The 18,184-nt window shown below is 34.8% G+C and carries 10 protein-coding genes and 1 other RNA gene; 9 read left to right on the top strand and 2 right to left on the bottom strand.

Translation table 11 applies throughout. The features are described from left to right. Positions 1-200: 200 nt before the first annotated feature. Positions 201-599, bottom strand: a transfer-messenger RNA (tmRNA) gene (gene ssrA, locus ACIQ2Z_RS10525). Positions 600-752: 153 nt separating this feature from the next. Between ssrA and ACIQ2Z_RS10530 the strand changes: the two genes are divergently transcribed. The 9 genes from ACIQ2Z_RS10530 (at position 753) to ACIQ2Z_RS10570 (ending at position 17,752) form a co-directional block, all read left to right on the top strand. Continuing rightward, positions 753-1,955 carry an NAD(P)-dependent oxidoreductase gene (locus ACIQ2Z_RS10530; RefSeq protein WP_396184101.1) on the top strand — a complete coding sequence of 401 codons (1,203 nt, stop codon included), beginning with the start codon at positions 753-755 and terminating at the stop codon, positions 1,953-1,955. A gap of 82 nt (positions 1,956-2,037) precedes the next feature. After that, entirely contained in the window at positions 2,038-4,785 is a 2,748-nt protein-coding gene (locus ACIQ2Z_RS10535; protein ID WP_396184102.1) for a LuxR C-terminal-related transcriptional regulator, read from the top strand. Between the two features lie 254 nt (positions 4,786-5,039). Continuing rightward, on the top strand, positions 5,040-8,003 hold the full coding sequence (locus ACIQ2Z_RS10540) for a SusC/RagA family TonB-linked outer membrane protein (RefSeq protein WP_396184103.1): 2,964 nt from the start codon (positions 5,040-5,042) through the stop codon (positions 8,001-8,003). Positions 8,004-8,013: 10 nt separating this feature from the next. Continuing rightward, positions 8,014-9,480 carry a RagB/SusD family nutrient uptake outer membrane protein gene (locus ACIQ2Z_RS10545; protein WP_396184104.1) on the top strand — a complete coding sequence of 489 codons (1,467 nt, stop codon included), beginning with the start codon at positions 8,014-8,016 and terminating at the stop codon, positions 9,478-9,480. 41 nt (positions 9,481-9,521) lie between these two features. Beyond that, positions 9,522-10,445, top strand: a complete 924-nt coding sequence (locus ACIQ2Z_RS10550) for a LamG-like jellyroll fold domain-containing protein (protein WP_396184105.1) — start codon at positions 9,522-9,524, stop codon at positions 10,443-10,445. An 81-nt stretch (positions 10,446-10,526) separates the two neighbouring features. After that, complete coding sequence (locus ACIQ2Z_RS10555) at positions 10,527-11,900, top strand: glucoamylase family protein (protein WP_396184106.1); 1,374 nt, start codon at positions 10,527-10,529, stop codon at positions 11,898-11,900. Between the two features lie 51 nt (positions 11,901-11,951). Then, positions 11,952-14,249, top strand: a complete 2,298-nt coding sequence (bglX, locus tag ACIQ2Z_RS10560) for a beta-glucosidase BglX (protein ID WP_396184107.1) — start codon at positions 11,952-11,954, stop codon at positions 14,247-14,249. Positions 14,250-14,317: 68 nt separating this feature from the next. Further along, a complete protein-coding gene (locus ACIQ2Z_RS10565) occupies positions 14,318-16,072 on the top strand; it encodes a discoidin domain-containing protein (protein WP_396184108.1) in 1,755 nt (584 codons plus the stop codon). Between the two features lie 243 nt (positions 16,073-16,315). Next, the gene (locus ACIQ2Z_RS10570) at positions 16,316-17,752 is read left to right on the top strand and encodes an MFS transporter (protein WP_396184109.1); all 1,437 of its coding nucleotides are present in this window, start codon (positions 16,316-16,318) and stop codon (positions 17,750-17,752) included. Between the two features lie 71 nt (positions 17,753-17,823). On the opposite strand, the gene ACIQ2Z_RS10575 is transcribed toward ACIQ2Z_RS10570, so the two are convergent. Next, a partial coding sequence (locus ACIQ2Z_RS10575) for an IS3 family transposase (RefSeq protein WP_396184110.1) occupies positions 17,824-18,184 on the bottom strand: 361 nt, incomplete at its 5' end.

Below are 18,184 nucleotides of genomic sequence, written 5' to 3' on the forward strand. Positions count from 1 at the left end.
TGTCAAGATGTTCATCTTTTGAACCTTCTTCCATTAAAGGGCTGGCGTGAAATTCGGTGTCCCAAAATTTGATTTTTATTGGGACACCGATTATAGCACCTAAAGAATGATTTAATTTGAATAAATTGCGAAGTGCACTAAAACATAAAACCCTGCAAATCTTATGATTTGCAGGGTTTTAGTCAATAATGTAAGTAATACTGTGGAGTCGGAGAGAATCGAACTCTCGTCCAAACAGGCAACCAAAGAGCTTTCTACGCGTTTATCCTCTGATTGAGTTTTCGACAAAAAGCAAGGCCAAAGGCAGCCACTTCTTGCTTAGCTTAATGAGTGTCAGAAGGGATTCAAAGCATTACCCTTCCTAGGTTTATTTTTACGGTTCACCTGTTTCAAACGCCACAAACCAAGGCTTTCGAGGTGAATCCAGCTTTCCTACCTGGTAGGAACGAGGCAAATCTTACTATAATTCAGATTAAGCAGCTAAAGCGTAATTATTTTCGCCGTTTATAAGTTGTGAACCTTGATATTTACGAGCCAAATGTCCAATGCTCGACGTGCTTACCGTTTAGTTCCACCCGCTGTCAAAACCGGTCGACCCCATTTTTTTTGCTTTTGTTGTCTGCTATTCCAATCAAATACAAAAATCAAGCCACAAATATACATGAAAATTTGTCATAAATAAAACTTGCCTGACTTATTCAATAATGTTACATTTGAAACAAATTTAAAGTATTACAATAAAAATATCACAAATGACATTCGGAATCATCAAAGAACGTAAAAACCCGCCAGACAGAAGAGTTGTATTTACACCAGAAGAATTGGTGCGATTAAAAAAGCAATTCCCTGAAGCAAATATAAAAGTAGAAACTTCAGACATCAGAGTTTTTCCTGATTCTTCCTATACTGATTTGGGGTTGGAAGTAACAAATGATATGTCTGCTTGTGATGTCTTAATTGGTGTAAAAGAAGTTCCTGTTGAAGCACTTCTTCCAAATAAAAAATATTTTTTCTTTTCACATACAATCAAAAAACAACCGTATAATCGAAAATTACTCCAAGCAGTTTTAGACAAAAACATCGATTTATATGACCACGAAACCATTGTTGATGAACAAAACCGACGATTAATTGGTTTCGGGCGTTATGCCGGTATTGTAGGTGCTTATAACGCTTTTCGTGGTTTCGGAATTAAATATGAGTTATTCAATATTCCAAAAGCTGAAACATTAAAAGGGATAGATGAATTAATATCAAAATTAAAAAGACAGGTTCTACCTCCCATAAAAATCGTTCTTACCGGAAAAGGGAAAGTAGGCATGGGGGCTAAGGAAATTTTAGATGCTATTAAAATCAAAGAAGTTTCCGTTGAAAATTTCTTGACTAAACTATATTCAGAGCCGGTTTATGTTCAAATAGATGTGTTAGATTATAATAAACGAAAAGACGGTCAGCAACTTGGAAACCAAGATTTTTATAAAAATCCGCTAGAATATGTATCCGATTTTGAACGCTTTACAAAAGTAGCCGATGTATTGATAGCAGGTCATTTTTATGGCAATAATGCTCCCTATATTTTGACCCAGGAAATGCTCAAAAAGTCAGATTGTAAAATTAAAGTAGTGGCTGATATTTCCTGTGATGTCAATGGTCCCATTGCTTGCACCATAAAAGCATCCACTATTGCCGACCCATTTTTTGGTTATTTACCTTTTGAAAATAAAGAAGTACCGTTTTCGCATCCTGCCTCAATAATGGTCATGAGTGTAGATAATTTACCCTGCGAATTACCAAAAGATGCCAGTGAAGGATTTGGCGAAATGTTTATGCAACATGTCATCCCGGCTTTCTTTAACGGAGATAAAGACGGAATTTTGCAACGGGCAAAAATGACTGAAAACGGAAAACTTACACCTCGATTCAGTTATTTACAAGAGTATGTAGAGGGGAAGTAAAATCCCTTTGATTCTTATTGACTTAGCCTAATTTAATGGTTAAGTCCGATTTGTTTTTTACATTTGAGGAATAGTATACCCAATGTTGAAAAAATATTGTCTTTATCTTTTCCTTTTATGGAGTTCCTTGAATTGTTTTTCACAGGAATTACTTCCTTTTGTCGAAAATTTTACCAAATCAAATTATAACGGCGATAATCAAATTTGGAGCGTAACACAAGGAAATGATAATGCGATGTATTTTGCCAATAATCATTATTTTTTGCGGTACAATGGTGTTAAATGGGATAAATATATTCTTCCTAATAAAACCATTATTCGTTCAGTTTTTTCAGATGGTGACCGAATTTATTGTGGTTCTTATACTGAATTTGGCTACTGGATTAGAACCAATGGGGAGATGATTTATCATTCTTTGAGTAAAGGGAAAGCACTATTTACCGGTTATTCAAATAATGAAGAGATTTGGAAAATTTTTAAATTTCAACAAAAAATATACTTTCAGTCATTCAATGACCTTTTCGTTTATAACGGTAATACAATTGAAAAAATCAGAATTCCATTCCAAATTTCCTATTGCTTTGTAGTGGATAATAAAATTTATGCCGCATCCGTCAGAAATGGAATTTATGAATTTGAAAATAAGAAATTTACCAAAATTGAGAAATGGAAAATAGTAGATAACAACGTTATTCATGCTATTGAAAAAAATAAAAATACACTTTATGTATTTACTCAAAAAAAAGGTGTTTTTGTAGAGAAAAACGGCGAACTATACCCTTGGGAAAACAGTTTGAACGAAGAATTAAAAAATGAAATCATTATTGCAGCCAAGTTTATCGATAGTGATCGTTTGATTATAGGTACCGCTTTTAAAGGGTTATATTTAATTGATACTAATACAGGCACTTTTCAAAACATAAGTCGTAATAACTCACTCAAAAACAATTCTGTTTTAAGCATCGGATTTGATAAAGAAAACGACCTTTGGTTAGGTTTGGACAACGGCATATCGCACATCGAAATCAATTCGCCCTATTCCATATTTTCAGACAATACAGGAATTTTAGGATCTGTTTATTCCGTTTCATTCTTGAACGACGGCTATTTGTTAGGTTCAAATCACGGAGTTTTTAAATATAATAACAAACAGTTAGAACTATTGCCCAATTCTCAGGGTCAAGTCTGGGATATTCAAAAAATGAATAATCAATATGTAATTGGGCATAATGATGGTACCTTTTTATATGATAATGGTCAACTTAAAAAAGTAAATGCAGTAAGCGGCGGCTGGAAACTATTAATCAGTGAATTTGATCCTAAAATTTATCAGGCAAATTATTCAGGAATTGTTATGTATGCCGATCGGAATGATTTGACGCAATATGAAATTATTGAGAATTTAACTAAGCCGATTAAACATATAGCTCAAAACAAACCTTATGAACTTTGGGCGGTCGATAATTACAGAAGTTTATATCGAATCAAGTTCAAAAAGGACTATCAACTCGATAAAATTGAAAACATTACTCAAAAAAACAATATTAAAAATGATTTTGAAGTAAAGCTTTTTCATTTTAAAAATGAGATGCTGTTTTTCATTGATAATACTTGGTATCATTACAATTCACTGGCAGAAAAATTAGAAAAGAATAGTTTATTTAATCAAAATTTTTCAACGGTTACGGAATTCGTTCCTGTAGACGATGAGAACTTTATTTTGCTCAAAGACAAACTGTTATATATTATCCATCAAGTAGACGGAAAGTTTGTTTGGGAATTAATTCCTGAAAAATACTATGAAGGAAAAATCATTAATCAAGACACAAAGGTTTTTAGAAAAGGAAATCAATTAATCATGAATTTGGATGATGGGTTTTTTACCTTCCAATTGAAAAATTCTAAATTGAAGAAACAGAATGTGGTTATTGAAGCTTTTTATCAAGGGAAAAAAATTAAAGAAACCGAAACGATTAAACACAATCAATCACTCGAAATCAATGTCATTTCAGAATATTTCGGTTATAATCGCTCCGGATTATTTTATAAACTAAACGGAGTTGATACTTTTCAACCTATACAGAACGGAAATCTAATATTGAATAACCTTTCCAGCGGTAATCAAAAAATAGAAGTTTTTTACAATAATGGAGAAAATTATAAGCTAATTTCAAACTTTAAGTTTTCGGTTGCAAAACCTTGGTATTTTTCAATTTGGATGATATTTATTTATATTTTATTAATTGCCGGAACTTTTTTCCTTTATTACAAATGGAATAAAGTGCGGTACCAGGAGCAATTAAAACTGAAAGAGGAAGAGCTAAAACATCAGAAAGAAATTATTCAAATTGAATTAGAAGCGGAAAATAAATTAAAGTTGCAAGAATATGAAAAGCATATTCTAGAGATTCAAGTGCAAACAAAAGCAACAGAGGTTGCCGGTAAATCACTATCCATTGCCAAACAATCGGAAATGATTGAAACCATAAAAAAGATTTTAGATACGGAGTCAGATTTAGCTCAAATGAAAAGTAAAATCAATAAATCTATCAAAGTTAACGCAATCAATAAAAAAGAATGGGAAAGCTTTGAAAAGAACATATTACAAAGTAATGATGAGTTTGTTCATCGCTTGACAAATTTATATCCTTCACTAACTTCAAAGGATATTAAACTTTGTATTTACTTAAAAATGAATCTCTCTTCTAAAGAGATTGCACCTTTAATGAATATTTCCTATCGGGGTGTAGAACTTCATCGCTATCGATTAAGAAAGAAATTAGAATTACATTCAGACGACAACCTGTCTAACTTTATGATTAATTTATAAAAAATCTTTATAATTTATCATTTAATCATTTTTTTCTTTAAAAAGTTAAAGAATTATTACACATCATTACTACATCAAAATGATAATTAAACGATGTGTTTTTAAGGATATTTTTTAATTATATATTACTAATAATCAATTAAATAAAAAATATTTTTATTAAAATGATGTAGTACTGTAGTAAATTAATTAATGGAACTATATCGTTTTAGTTAGTATATTTACACAACTAACACAAACAAACTACATTTTTTATGAAAAGGTATTTACTAATAATAGTAGTTCTATTCATCCAAACATTTATTCAAGCTCAGGAGATTTCAGGTAAAGTAACTGATGCAAGCGGGTTGCCATTGCCTGATGTAATTGTTCTAGTTGTAAAAACACAAGAAAATACAATAACTGATTTTGATGGTAATTTCAAAATTAAAGCAGAAGTTGGCGATGAAATTCAGTTTTCTATGTTGAGTTTTGTGAAAATAGTGGTTAAAGCTGCGCCAAATATGGTTGTCGTAATGAATGACGATGATCAAAAGCAATTAGGTGAGGTAGTTGTCGTGGGTTATGGTTCAAAAAAATTAGGTTCGATTACCGGTTCAGTTTCTCAAATAAAATCGGCTGAAATACTAAAAACTCCTGCTCAATCTGCTATCCAATCTGTTCAGGGAAAATTAGCCGGGGTAAATATTGTTACAAATGATGAACCGGGCTCAACACCGTCCATACAAATTAGAGGTCTAGGAACTTTGTTGGGAGGTCGTAATCCTTTGTATATTATTGACGGTATTGAATCAACGAGCCTAAACGGATTAAGCCCAAATGAAATCGCTTCCATGGATATTTTGAAAGATGCTTCTTCCTTAGCTATTTATGGTCAAAAAGGCTCTAATGGTGTAATCATTGTTACCACAAAAAAAGGGAAAGAAGGCAAGTTTGAAGTCAATTTCGATTCCTATTACGGACAGAAATTTATTCAACGGGAAGTTAAAATGGCAGATTCTTACCGATTTGTCTATTATAATAATTCAGCATTAGGATCAAGTTCTTATTTTAATTTCGAACAACCTTATAATACCAATTGGCTAGATGAAATTACCGATACCGGAACCGTGATGAGTAATTTCCTTTCGATTTCCGGTGGAAGTCAAAACGCTAATTATTATTTAGGGTATACAAACTATAAGGAAGAAGGTATTTTGAATGGAACGGATTACGAGCGTAATAATATTAATTCTCGTATGGAAGTTAAATTATTTGATGATCGATTAAAGATTTCGAATGCTTTAAATTTTTCAATTGTAAAAAACACACCTAAACCGTTAAGTGCTTTTACAAATGCCTACAAACAATCACCAATCATGCCGGTTCAATATCCTAATGGAAGATGGGGAATGCCTTTTATAAATGAAAATGGCGTGAATGATTATAATGGAACACGCTATAATAATGTAGCGAATCCGGTAGCTCAGCTTTATTACACCAATGAACAAAATAAAAACTTTGTTGTTTTTGGCTCTATTAATGCTGAATTAAAGATTACTGATGATTTAAAATTCACTACAAATTTCGGTACGTCGTACGATGTTGGCGAAGGATATACATTTACCCCAAGTCGCGATATTTGGCTTTCTCAAAATCCAACTCAGGAAATTGAGGATTACCCTTTATCTAATCCTAATAATGTTTTAAGTCAAAGAAAGTATGATTCTTTTATTTGGAATTGGGATAATTATTTTACTTACACTAAAGATTTCGGCAAAAATGAAATCACTGGGGTTTTAGGGATGTCACGATCAACCCGAAACAATAGTCAGTATATTTCAGGAACTCGTTTTAACGTACCGGAACAACCTAATTATTGGTATTTAGATTTTTCATCTTATAACATCAATACTTCTCCGGGTGCTGTTGTTTCTAATTCACATACCACTCCAGTTGTTTCTATTGCCTATTTTGCAAGAGCAGATTATGAATACGATGGAAAATATTTACTTACCGCTTCATTAAGAAGAGAAGGAATAAGTTCTTTTCAGGATGATGAACAATGGGGTTTGTTTCCAGCAATATCTGCCGGTTGGGTTATGAGTAACGAACCTTTTTTGAAAGATGTTAAATTCTTAAACTTTTTAAAAATTCGTGGAGGTTATGGCGAAGTTGCTAACGGAAATAGTGGAAATTCACTCAATACGTTAGTGTTTGGTTCCGGTTATAATTATGCTTTTGGTGCTAATCAGGATATTTTTCCGGGAGCAAATATTCCGTACCAAGTGGATCCTTCGTTGTCATGGGAAACGATGAAAGAAATTGATTTTGGATTTGATTTTAAAGTACTCGATAATAAGCTTTCAGGAACTTTTGATATTTATAACAGAAATGCTGTTGATGTAATTTTACCGGTTTCACTTCCTCCGGTTTTGTCTCCGGGTGCTGTTTATTTAAATACTGGAACGGTTTCAAATAATGGAATTGAGCTATCGCTTCGTTGGGAAGATTCCATCAATGAAAATTGGAGATATTCCATTGGAACCAATTATTCACACAATAAAAATGAACTGAAGGATGTGAACAATGCTTATTTTTCTAATCTAATAGGTGGAAGTTTAGGTAATGGACAATGGACAAAACAAGTGTTAGTTGGTGAACCTTTAGGCAGTTTTTATGTTTATGATGTTACAGGTTATAACTCAGATGGCGGGTTTACTTACAGTGACGAAAGAGTAGTGGCCGGTTCTTATCTACCAACCTATACTTACGGAGTGAATTTAGCATTATATTATAAAAGCTTCGATTTTTCAACTGATTTATTTGGCGTTGGAGGCAACAAATTATACAACGGTAAAAAAGCCCAACGTTTTGGTGGTGAAAATATAGAATATGATATTTTAGATAGTTTTTGGATTCCTTCTAATCCCAATGCAGACAATCCATATCCTTTTAATGAAGTTCCAATTGCTTCTACATACTACATTGAAGATGGAGCTTTCTTACGAGTAAATAATATCACTTTAGGTTATGTTGTTCCTAATTTTTATGAAAAAATAGACAAGATAAGATTTTATGTAACCGCTGTAAACCCATTTATTTTTACTAAATTTTCAGGTTATTCTCCTGAAATATCAGGAAATAATAATGCTGATCCTTTAGGAAATGCAGGTATTGAATTGGATGCATATCCCACAAACAAAACCTTCTTTTTTGGTCTAAATGTTTCTTTTTAAAATTACTATCATGAAAAATAAGATACTACATAACCTACTATTAATCCTTTCAATTTCTTTTGTTTCACTTTCTTGTGAAGAGGATTTGAATGTAGAACCTAATAACGCAATTTCTGAATTTGATTTTTTGAACAATCCGGATAATGCGGTGCAGTTGGTAAATGGAGTTTATAACAAACAATTAGACTACAATATGTATTGTTTTTCTTGGATAGGAATGACAAGTATTACTTCGGATGATGCTGATAAAGGGTCAACTCCAAACGATACCGGTACCGATAAGCATAAAATGGATAACCTGACTTTTAATGCAACGGATATTTCTTTTATAGATGTTTGGGAAGGTCGTTACGATGGTATTTATAGAGCTAATAATGCTTTGTTTTACCTAGAGCAATTAACCATTGACCCGGCTTTAAAAAGTAGGTTGATTGGGGAAGTTAAATTTTTAAGAGCCTTATATTATTTTGATTTAGTAAGATGTTTTGGTGGTGTTCCATTGGTAACTACAAAAATTGACATCAACAATACGGAAGAAATCAACAACATCGTTTTTGTCCGAAGATCAAAAGAAGAAACGTATGCTCAAATAGAAACGGATTTAACAGACGCTATTGAACGATTACCTATAAAAGGCCAATATTCTCCCAATGATTTAGGTAGAGCTACTAAAGGTGCTGCTCAGGCTTTATTAGCAAAAGCCTATTTGTATCAAGAAAAATGGCAATTGTCCTATGACATGGCTGGTGAAGTTATCACTTCCGGTCAATATGGATTATTAGCTAATTATGCAGAAGTTTGGCGGGAAGTGGGTGAAAACAAAGTTGAATCTATTTATGAAGTGCAAGCCACTTTGAACAAAGGACTTATTGGTTATACCGATGTTCAAGGAGCCAGAGGAACACCTGATTTAGGTTGGGGTTTCAATACACCATCATTATCTCTTGTTAATTCCTATCAAGAAGGAGATGTAAGAAAAAATGCAACAGTTTTATTTGTTCAATCAACCCCTTTTACATTATGGGATGGTTTTGAAGGTTCTCCTACTTGGAATAACCCACGTTACAATTATAAAGCTTATCAAAGCAGCATAGCTGAATCTTGGAATGGGAACAAAGGGGAAACAGCCAAGAACCTTCGTGTTTTGAAATACAGTGACATTCTCTTAATTAGAGCAGAAGCGGCCTATCAAAATTCAAATTTTGGTGAAGCATTGGCTAGAACAAATGAAATTAGGGTTCGAGCAGGCTTACCGGAATTAACCACAATAACTTTAGCCGATGTTTTAAATGAACGCCGTTGGGAAATGGCTATGGAACATGATCGTTGGTTTGATTTAGTAAGAACCGGTCAAGCTCCTGCGGCTATGGCAGCAAATGGTAAAACATTTGTCGTGGGAACACATGAATTATTCCCAATTCCAAACAACCAAATTATTGCCAGTAACGGAAGATTAACACAGAATCCAGGATATTAAGAAAAACAAATTAACATTAATTATTTAAATTTTTTACACTTATGAAAACAAACAATTTTTTATTCAAATCTATTGCATTAGTAGTTCTAGGAGCAGCAATAGTAAACTGTAGTGATGATGATTCAGATCCACTACCTCCAATCGGTGGTTACAACAATGCTGACGAAGTTGCTGCGGCTGACTTATTAGCATATTGGCCATTAAATGGAAACGGTACTGAAAGTAAATCAAGTACAAATCCTTCTTCAACTGTTGCAACAACTTATGTAACAGGTATAAAAGGACAAGCAGCAAGTTTTAATGAAGGTTACATGGCTTATCCGGCTATCGCTGCTTTAAGTTCAACTTCAGGTAGTGCTTCTATCAGTTGTTGGGCAAAAATTACTAATACAAAATTAGTTCCGGACGGAGTTAGTAACATTTCTCCAATTTTTTCTTTAACAAGAACAGGTGAAATCTTTGGAAATTTAAATTTATTAGCGGAAACACATGGTTTAACAACTAGTGATTCTATTCAAATGAAAGGTGTTTTCAGAATTAAACAAGAGGATGGTTCTGAATTTGGTGGTGATGCCGTAAATATGCTTAAAATGGAGCAATGGATGATTGACGGAAACGCCAATGGTGAAAATCACCAAGCATTTGCTAATAAAATTGGTGGACAATGGGCACACATCGTGTATGTTTTTGATGGTGTTGCAGGAGCTAATAAACTTTATGTAAACGGTGTGAAAATTTCTAACCCTCAATGGGAAGTTAGAAACGGTGGAGCACCAAAAATGTTAAATCACTACACTCCAACAAGACCGGTTATCGGAGCTTTAGAAACTGTTGTTACCGGAGCAAACGGTGACGCTTGGAACAAAGCTTTAAAAGGTGGAGTAGATGAACTTAGAGTTTATAACAAAGCATTAACAACTGCTGAAATCGGAGCTCTTTATGAGTTAGAAAAAGCTGGAAGATAATTTGTTTTCATTCGAAAAACCTAACAGAATATATTTCTGTTAGGTTTTTTTTAATTTTTTTATTATAAATACTTCTATCTAATGCAAAATCTAATTCGAATCTTATTTGTTCTTCAATTTTTTATAGTCTCTTGCTCTTGTTCCTCAACTAATGATACACCGGAAGAACCTATTGTTGTAAAGCCTTTAACAGATACGGAGATATTAGATTTAGCTCAAAAAGATGCGTTTAAGTATTTTTGGAATTACGCCGAAACGAATTCTAAATTAGCTCGTGAACGTTACCACGTAGATGAAACCTTTGTAGATGTTAATTTAGTAACTACAGGAGGTTCAGGTTTTGGCCTGATGACTATTTTAGTTGGAATTGAAAGAGGGTTTGTTACTCGATCAGAAGCCGTTGCGCGTCTAAACACATCACTCACTTTTCTCGAAAATGCCGACCGTTTTCATGGGGCCTGGAGCCATTGGATTAATGGTACAAACGGAAATGTAGTTCCTTTTGGAACGGATGATGATGGTGGCGATATTGTTGAAACATCGTTCCTTTGCCAAGGGTTACTTTGTATTCGCGAATATTTTAAAAACGGAACTCCTGAAGAACAAGCACTGGCTTTAAAAGCCGATGTATTGTGGAAAGGAGTGGAATGGAGTTGGTATACCAAAGGCGAAAACGCAATGTATTGGCATTGGTCTCCGAACTACGAATGGCTAAAGAATTTTAAATTAGAAGGATATAACGAATGTTTAATTACGTATATCATGGGAGCATCATCTCCCACACATCCTATTCCTAATGAAGCTTATCATCAGGCATGGGCAAGAAATGGAAGCATTGTGCACCCGGGTTTAAAATATAATATTCCGGTTGTTTTTAATTATAATGGAGCAACAGGAAATGTTGGTCCAATGTTTTGGGCACATTATTCCTATTTGGGTTTAGACCCAAGGGGATTAACTGACCAATATGCAAATTATTGGGAGTTAACACAAAATCATGCTAAAATCATGCATGCCTATTGTGTAGCAAATCCCGTAGGTTGGACCGGTTATAGTGACGAATGTTGGGGGTTAACCGCCAGTTATTCGAGAAACAATAACGGTTCGGTTGGCTACACCGACCACAAACCGGGCAACGATAGAGGAGTAATTTCTCCTACAGCTGCCTTATCTTCTTTTCCTTATACTCCGCAGGAATCAATGAAAGCTCTTCGTTACTTTTATGAAAGTGCAGATTGGAAAGACAAATTGATTGGAGTGGCAGGACCTTATGATGCTTTTTCACCCCACCATAATTGGGTGACCAAACGATATTTAGCCATCGATCAAGGAACAATCGTTCCGATGATTGAAAATTACAGAACAGGGTTCTTGTGGAATTTATTCATGCAAGCTCCAGAAGTGAAAACCGGATTACAAAATTTAGGTTTTTCATCTTCACAACACGGATTCTAAAAGATAAAAGGAATATTTTTGAAAAATAATCCAATTATAAAAAATATAAAAATGAATTTTATTAAAACCACCCTATTACTCCTATTTATTTCTTTTTTGGGTACTGCTCAAAAGGTAGATAAAACAAAAAACACAATTCCAAAGGCTCAATTTATTGAAGAATTAATCGCTAAAATGACAGTGGAGGAAAAGCTAGGACAACTTAACTTGCCCACATCCGGCGACATAACAACCGGTCAGGCAAATAGTTCAGATGTCGCAAAAAATATTAAAGAGGGTAAAGTAGGTGGTTTATTCAATATAAAATCAGCTTCTAAAATTAGAGAGGTTCAAAAAATTGCCATAGAACAATCACGTCTAAAAATTCCTTTGCTTTTCGGAATGGATGTGATTCACGGCTATGAAACTACTTTTCCAATTCCTCTCGGATTATCCAGTACTTGGAATTTAGCTTTAATTGAACGCAGTGCTCAAATTGCCGCCAAAGAAGCCAGTGCCGATGGAATCAATTGGACTTTCTCACCCATGGTTGATATTTCACGCGACCCTCGCTGGGGTAGAGTTTCTGAAGGTTCAGGGGAAGATCCCTACCTCGGAAGTCAAATAGCAAAAGCAATGGTTAAAGGTTACCAAGGAACCGATTTATCTCTCAATTCAACCATTTTAGCATGTGTAAAACATTTTGCATTATACGGTGCTCCTGAAGCTGGCCGTGATTATAATACGGTCGATATGAGTCGCATACGAATGTATAACGACTATTTTCCTCCCTACAAAGCGGCTGTCGATGCCGGAGTTGGTTCAGTGATGGCCTCTTTTAATGAAATTGATGGCATACCTGCAACGGGAAACAAATGGTTAATGACGGAAGTATTGCGAAATCAATGGAAATTCAACGGATTCGTTGTAACCGATTACACCGGAATCATGGAAATGAGTGAACACGGTATCGGAGATTTTCAAACTGTTTCCGCTTTAGCATTGAAGGCCGGAATCGAAATGGATATGGTTAGCGGTGGTTTTTTAAATACACTTAAAAAATCGCTGGACGAAGGCAAAGTAACTATACAACAAATTGACAATGCCGTTCGATTAATTTTAAATGCTAAATGGGACTTAGGTTTATTTCAAGACCCTTATAAATACTGTGATTTAATAAGAAATAAAACAGATATTTTTACCAAAGAAAATAGGGCAGAAGCCAGAAAAATAGCAGCGGAATCATTTGTTTTACTTAAAAATGACAACCAACTATTGCCTTTGAAAAAAGTAGGAACAATTGCCATTGTAGGACCTTTGGGTAATAATGCAGTCAACATGCCCGGAACTTGGAGTGTGGCAACAAAACATGAATTGGCAGTTCCACTTTTAAAGGGAATGCAGGAAATACTCGGACAATCGGCAAAAGTAATTTATGCCAAAGGGAGCAATTTAACCGAAGATGCGGCTTATGAAGAGCGGGCAACCATGTTTGGCAAAACATTAAACAGAGATAGCCGAACGAAAGAACAACTACTAAACGAGGCTCTACAAATTGCCGGTCAAGCGGATATAATAGTTGCTGCTTTGGGGGAATCTTCTGAAATGAGTGGAGAATCCAGTAGCCGTACGGAATTAGAAATTCCAAGTGTTCAAAAAGAATTATTGGCGGCCTTATTAAAAACGGGTAAACCTGTTGTTTTGGTATTATTTACTGGCCGTCCGTTGGTTTTAGTGGAAGAAGATAAAAACCTTTCTGCCATTTTAAATGTTTGGTTTCCAGGAACAGAAGCTGGTTATGCCATCGCTGATGTATTATTTGGCGACGAAAATCCTTCCGGTAAATTGACCGCTACTTTCCCTAGAAGTGTTGGACAAATACCAATTTATTACAGCCATAAAAACACCGGAAGACCCTTAACGAACAAAGAAGGTAAGTTTGTAAAATTTCTTTCAAATTATATTGACGAAAGAAATGAACCTCTGTATCCGTTTGGATATGGGTTAAGTTATACCACATTTAAATACGAAAATTTGAAAGTTTCCAGTCCAACAATGACTTTTTCAGATAAAATAACTGTTTCTGTTGAGGTTTCCAATACGGGTAATTTCGAGGGTAAAGAAGTAGTTCAATTATACAGCAGAGATGTTGTGGGTTCAATAACGAGGCCCATCAAAGAGTTGAAAGGCTTTCAAAAAATAGCCCTTAAAAAAGGAGAGAAAAAAACTGTTTCATTTGAATTGTCTGTGGAAGATTTAAAATTCTATGATTCCAATTTAGATTTTGTTGCTGAACCTGGAGTTTTTGAATTTTTTATCGGAACCAATTCCGATGTACAACAAAAAGTTAGCATTGAGTTAGTTAAATAATTTTTTGAGTTTTTGTTCGAGGAAACCCTTTGAATTCGTTCGAAGGGTTTTTTTAAATAACTTGTAGTATGAGAAAAATCACTTTATTGCTGTTGTTTTTATTGGGAATACAAACGTATGCTCAACAAAAAACATATTGTAATCCTATCAATATCGATTACGGCTATTGTCCAATTGAACCATTTGTAACACAAGGTAAACATCGGGCTACAGCCGATCCGGTCATTACGTTCTTCAAAGGGAAGTACTATTTGTTTTCCACCAACCAATGGGGATATTGGCACAGCGAGGACATGCTCGATTGGGAATTTGTTCCCCGAAAATTTCTTCGCCCCGAACACAAAGTTTGGGATGAATTATGTGCTCCCTCTTTGTCTTTTGTAAACGATACCTTGTTGGTTTTGGGTTCCACACACACCAAGGAGTTTCCCATTTGGATGAGTACCAATCCTGAAGTTGATGATTGGAAAGAACTTGTTCACAAACAAGAAGCAGGAGCTTGGGATCCTCAAATTTTTTGGGATAAAGAAAAAGATGAATTGTACATGTATTACGGTTCAAGTAATTTATACCCGTTGTATGGATTAAAATTAAACCGTAAAACCTTTCAGCCGGAAGGCGAACCTGTTCCGGTTTTAGCCTTAAATGATTTTGAACACGGCTGGGAACGATTTGGTGAAAACAACGACAATACGTTTTTGCAACCGTTTACGGAAGGGGCTTTCATGACCAAATACAACAATAAATATTACTTGCAATACGGAGCCCCAGGAACGGAATTTAGCGGTTATGCCGATGGAGTTTATGTGGGTGATGGTCCGTTAGGCCCTTTTGAATACCAATCACACAACCCGTTTTCCTACAAACCCGGCGGTTTTGCTAGAGGAGCAGGGCATGGAGCAACTTTTCAAGATAATAAAGAACAATATTGGCATGTTTCCACCATCGGAATTTGTGTTAAAAACAATTTTGAAAGAAGACTGGGTATTTGGCCAGCCGGGTTCGATAAAGATGGAATACTTTACAGCAACACGGCCTACGGTGATTATCCAACCTACTTGCCTTCTCAAAACAAAAATCATCTAAACGAGAACTTTGCCGGCTGGATGCTCTTGAATTACAATAAATCGGTGCAGGTTTCTTCAACTTTGGGTGGCTACCAACCCAATTTTGCTATTGACGAAGACATTAAAACCTATTGGAGTGCAAAAACCGCCAACAAAGGAGAGTTCATTATTTCTGATTTAGGTGAAATGAGCACCGTGAATGCCATTCAAATCAATTATGCTGACCAAGATGCTGACATCATGGGTAAACCCGAAACGACAACGGGTCACAACTATATTTTATATGCGTCTAACGATGGCAAAAACTGGAAAACCATAGTCGATAAAAGTAAAAGCACCAAAGATGTTCCGCATGAATACTTTGAACTGCAATCACCCATAAGAACTCGGTTTTTAAAACTGGAAAATATCCAAATGCCCACCGGTAAGTTCGCCCTAAGTGGATTTCGTGTTTTTGGAAAAGGTTCCGGCGATAAACCGCAGATGGTTAAAAACTTTGTTCCGCTTCGTTCCGGGCCAAAAGTCGAAGGCGAACGTAGAAATGTTTGGTTCAAATGGCAACAAGAACCTTCGGCTGATGGTTATGTGATTTATTTTGGCAAATCGCCCGATAAATTATATGGTTCCATCATGGTCTATGGAAAAACGGAGTACTATTTTAATGGTTTAGATCGTTCGGATGTTTATTATTTTCAAATCGAAGCGTTTAATAACAACGGAATTGGCCCGAAATCAGAAATTAAAAAAAGCGAATAAACCGAATTTAGGCTTTTCTCAAACGATGTATTTTTTTTCTTTTTTCAAAAAAATGTAACTTTGAAAAGGTTTTCGTTGAAAACTATTTACAAATAATTGGCTTTACATTTTGACATAAATGTATATTTAGGAATTATTTGAGCAAAAAATTAGCAGTCTTTTAGTAAAGACACATTTTTTTTTAGGATTTAATAAAATTTAATTTCAAAACAAGTTCAAAACTAATCTCTTAACCAAAACCAAATGAGTGCAGAACAAGTACAAACCAAGTGGGGGCAATTCATTCCTCTAGTAACCGTTTTTTTCTTTTGGGGATTTGTTGCCGCCAGCAACGATATTTTAATTCCCGTTTTCAAAAAAGCTTTTGATTTAACCCAAGGAGAAAGCCAATTAGTTTCTGTGGCTTTTTATGTTGCTTATACGGTGGGTTCTATCATTTACATGATTATTTCTTATTTGACCAAAGGTGATTTGATTAATAGAATGGGCTATAAAAATGCCTTAGCATTAGGCCTTGTCATTTCAGCTTTAGGAACATTATTGTTCTATCCGGCTGCAAATACAGGTTCGTTTCCTTTAATGCTTTCTGGTTTATTCATTGTTGCCCTTGGCTTTTCTTTACAACAAACAGTGGCCAATCCATTAGCCATTGCTCTCGGACCAATTACTACTGGCTCACAACGATTAACTTTAGCGGGTGGAATCAACAACTTAGGAACAACTATCGGACCTTTAATTGTGAGTTTTGCCATTTTCGGTTCAGTTACTTCCGGCAACTCTGAAATGAGTATTGAAAGTGTAAAAGTTCCCTATTTAGTTTTGGGAGCCGCTTTTTTGTTAGTTGCCATATTATTAAAGTTTTCTTCTTTACCGGATAAACCGCAAGTAGTTGTTGAATCAGAAAGTGATAAAAATTCTTCTAGAAGTTCTGCTCTAAAATACCCTCAGTTAATCCTAGGGATGATTGCAATCTTCGTTTACGTAGGAGTAGAAGTTTCTACAGCCAGCAACCTACCGGCTTATATGGAAAATAACCTTGGATTTAAAACCCAAGATATTGCTCCCTTCATTTCTTTGTATTGGGCAAGTTTGATGATTGGTCGATGGACCGGCGCTGTGGAAGCGTTTACTAACGATATGAATTTGCAAAAAATATTACGTTTCATAGCTCCCTACCTTGCTTTTGGTGTTTTCTTAGGTGTAAATAAATTCATGAACCACGATTTAACACCTTTCTATGTATACGGACTAATCATTTTAGTATTAATCATTGCCGATATGGCCAGCAAGGGAAATCCGGCAAGAATGTTATTGATATTCTCTGTTCTTGGCATTGTTGCCTTATTAACCGGAATGGCTACAGATGGAATGGTGAGTGTCTACGCTTTCACCAGTGTTGGTTTATTCTGTAGTACACTTTGGCCTTGTATTTTTACGTTGGCAATAAGTGGCTTAGGTAAACACACCAGTCAAGGAAGTAGTTTCTTAATCATGATGATTATGGGAGGCGGAATTGTAAGCTGGTTGCAAGGTGCGGTTTCCGATGCAACAAACATTCATTTCAGTTATATTGTGGGAATAGTTTGTTTTGCCTATTTAGTTTTTTATGCTTGGAGAGTAAGCGGAATTTTAAGAAGACAAGGAATTGATTTTGATAAAAAAGTATCCGGAGGACATTAATAACTCCCAATCTCTAATAAAAAAAACCTGACATTGCAAACTAGACTGCACCCAAAAGTTTAGACAAATTTTTAATTAATTTTGATAATAATGAGTTCGATTTTTATCGGGCTCATTTTGTTTAAATTTGATTTGATTCTTTCGTTGTTATAATATGTAATGTATTTATCAATTTCCTGTTTTAATTGTTCTATTGATTTGAATTTTTGAGTGTAAAACATATCAGACTTTAATACTCCAAAGAAGTTTTCGATAATAGCATTATCTAAACAATTTCCTTTTCTTGACATACTTTGTATAATACCTTTTTCTTTTAATAAACTTTGATTATGACTCATTTTATATTGCCAACCTTGGTCAGAATGAAGAAATAAATTTGTCTCATTTGGTTTTTCTTTAACGCTTTTTAGCTTTCGAAAAGGAATATGGACG

The organism is Flavobacterium sp., assembly GCF_044361015.1.
In the GTDB taxonomy this organism is placed as follows: Bacteria; Bacteroidota; Bacteroidia; order Flavobacteriales; family Flavobacteriaceae; genus Flavobacterium.

Coding starts and splice junctions, on each gene's coding strand:
- ACIQ2Z_RS10530 (WP_396184101.1), top strand. CDS start 753: ATGACATTCGGAATCATCAAAGAACGTAAAAACCCGCCAGACAGAAGA.
- ACIQ2Z_RS10535 (WP_396184102.1), top strand. CDS start 2,038: ATGTTGAAAAAATATTGTCTTTATCTTTTCCTTTTATGGAGTTCCTTG.
- ACIQ2Z_RS10540 (WP_396184103.1), top strand. CDS start 5,040: ATGAAAAGGTATTTACTAATAATAGTAGTTCTATTCATCCAAACATTT.
- ACIQ2Z_RS10545 (WP_396184104.1), top strand. CDS start 8,014: ATGAAAAATAAGATACTACATAACCTACTATTAATCCTTTCAATTTCT.
- ACIQ2Z_RS10550 (WP_396184105.1), top strand. CDS start 9,522: ATGAAAACAAACAATTTTTTATTCAAATCTATTGCATTAGTAGTTCTA.
- ACIQ2Z_RS10555 (WP_396184106.1), top strand. CDS start 10,527: ATGCAAAATCTAATTCGAATCTTATTTGTTCTTCAATTTTTTATAGTC.
- bglX (WP_396184107.1), top strand. CDS start 11,952: ATGAATTTTATTAAAACCACCCTATTACTCCTATTTATTTCTTTTTTG.
- ACIQ2Z_RS10565 (WP_396184108.1), top strand. CDS start 14,318: ATGAGAAAAATCACTTTATTGCTGTTGTTTTTATTGGGAATACAAACG.
- ACIQ2Z_RS10570 (WP_396184109.1), top strand. CDS start 16,316: ATGAGTGCAGAACAAGTACAAACCAAGTGGGGGCAATTCATTCCTCTA.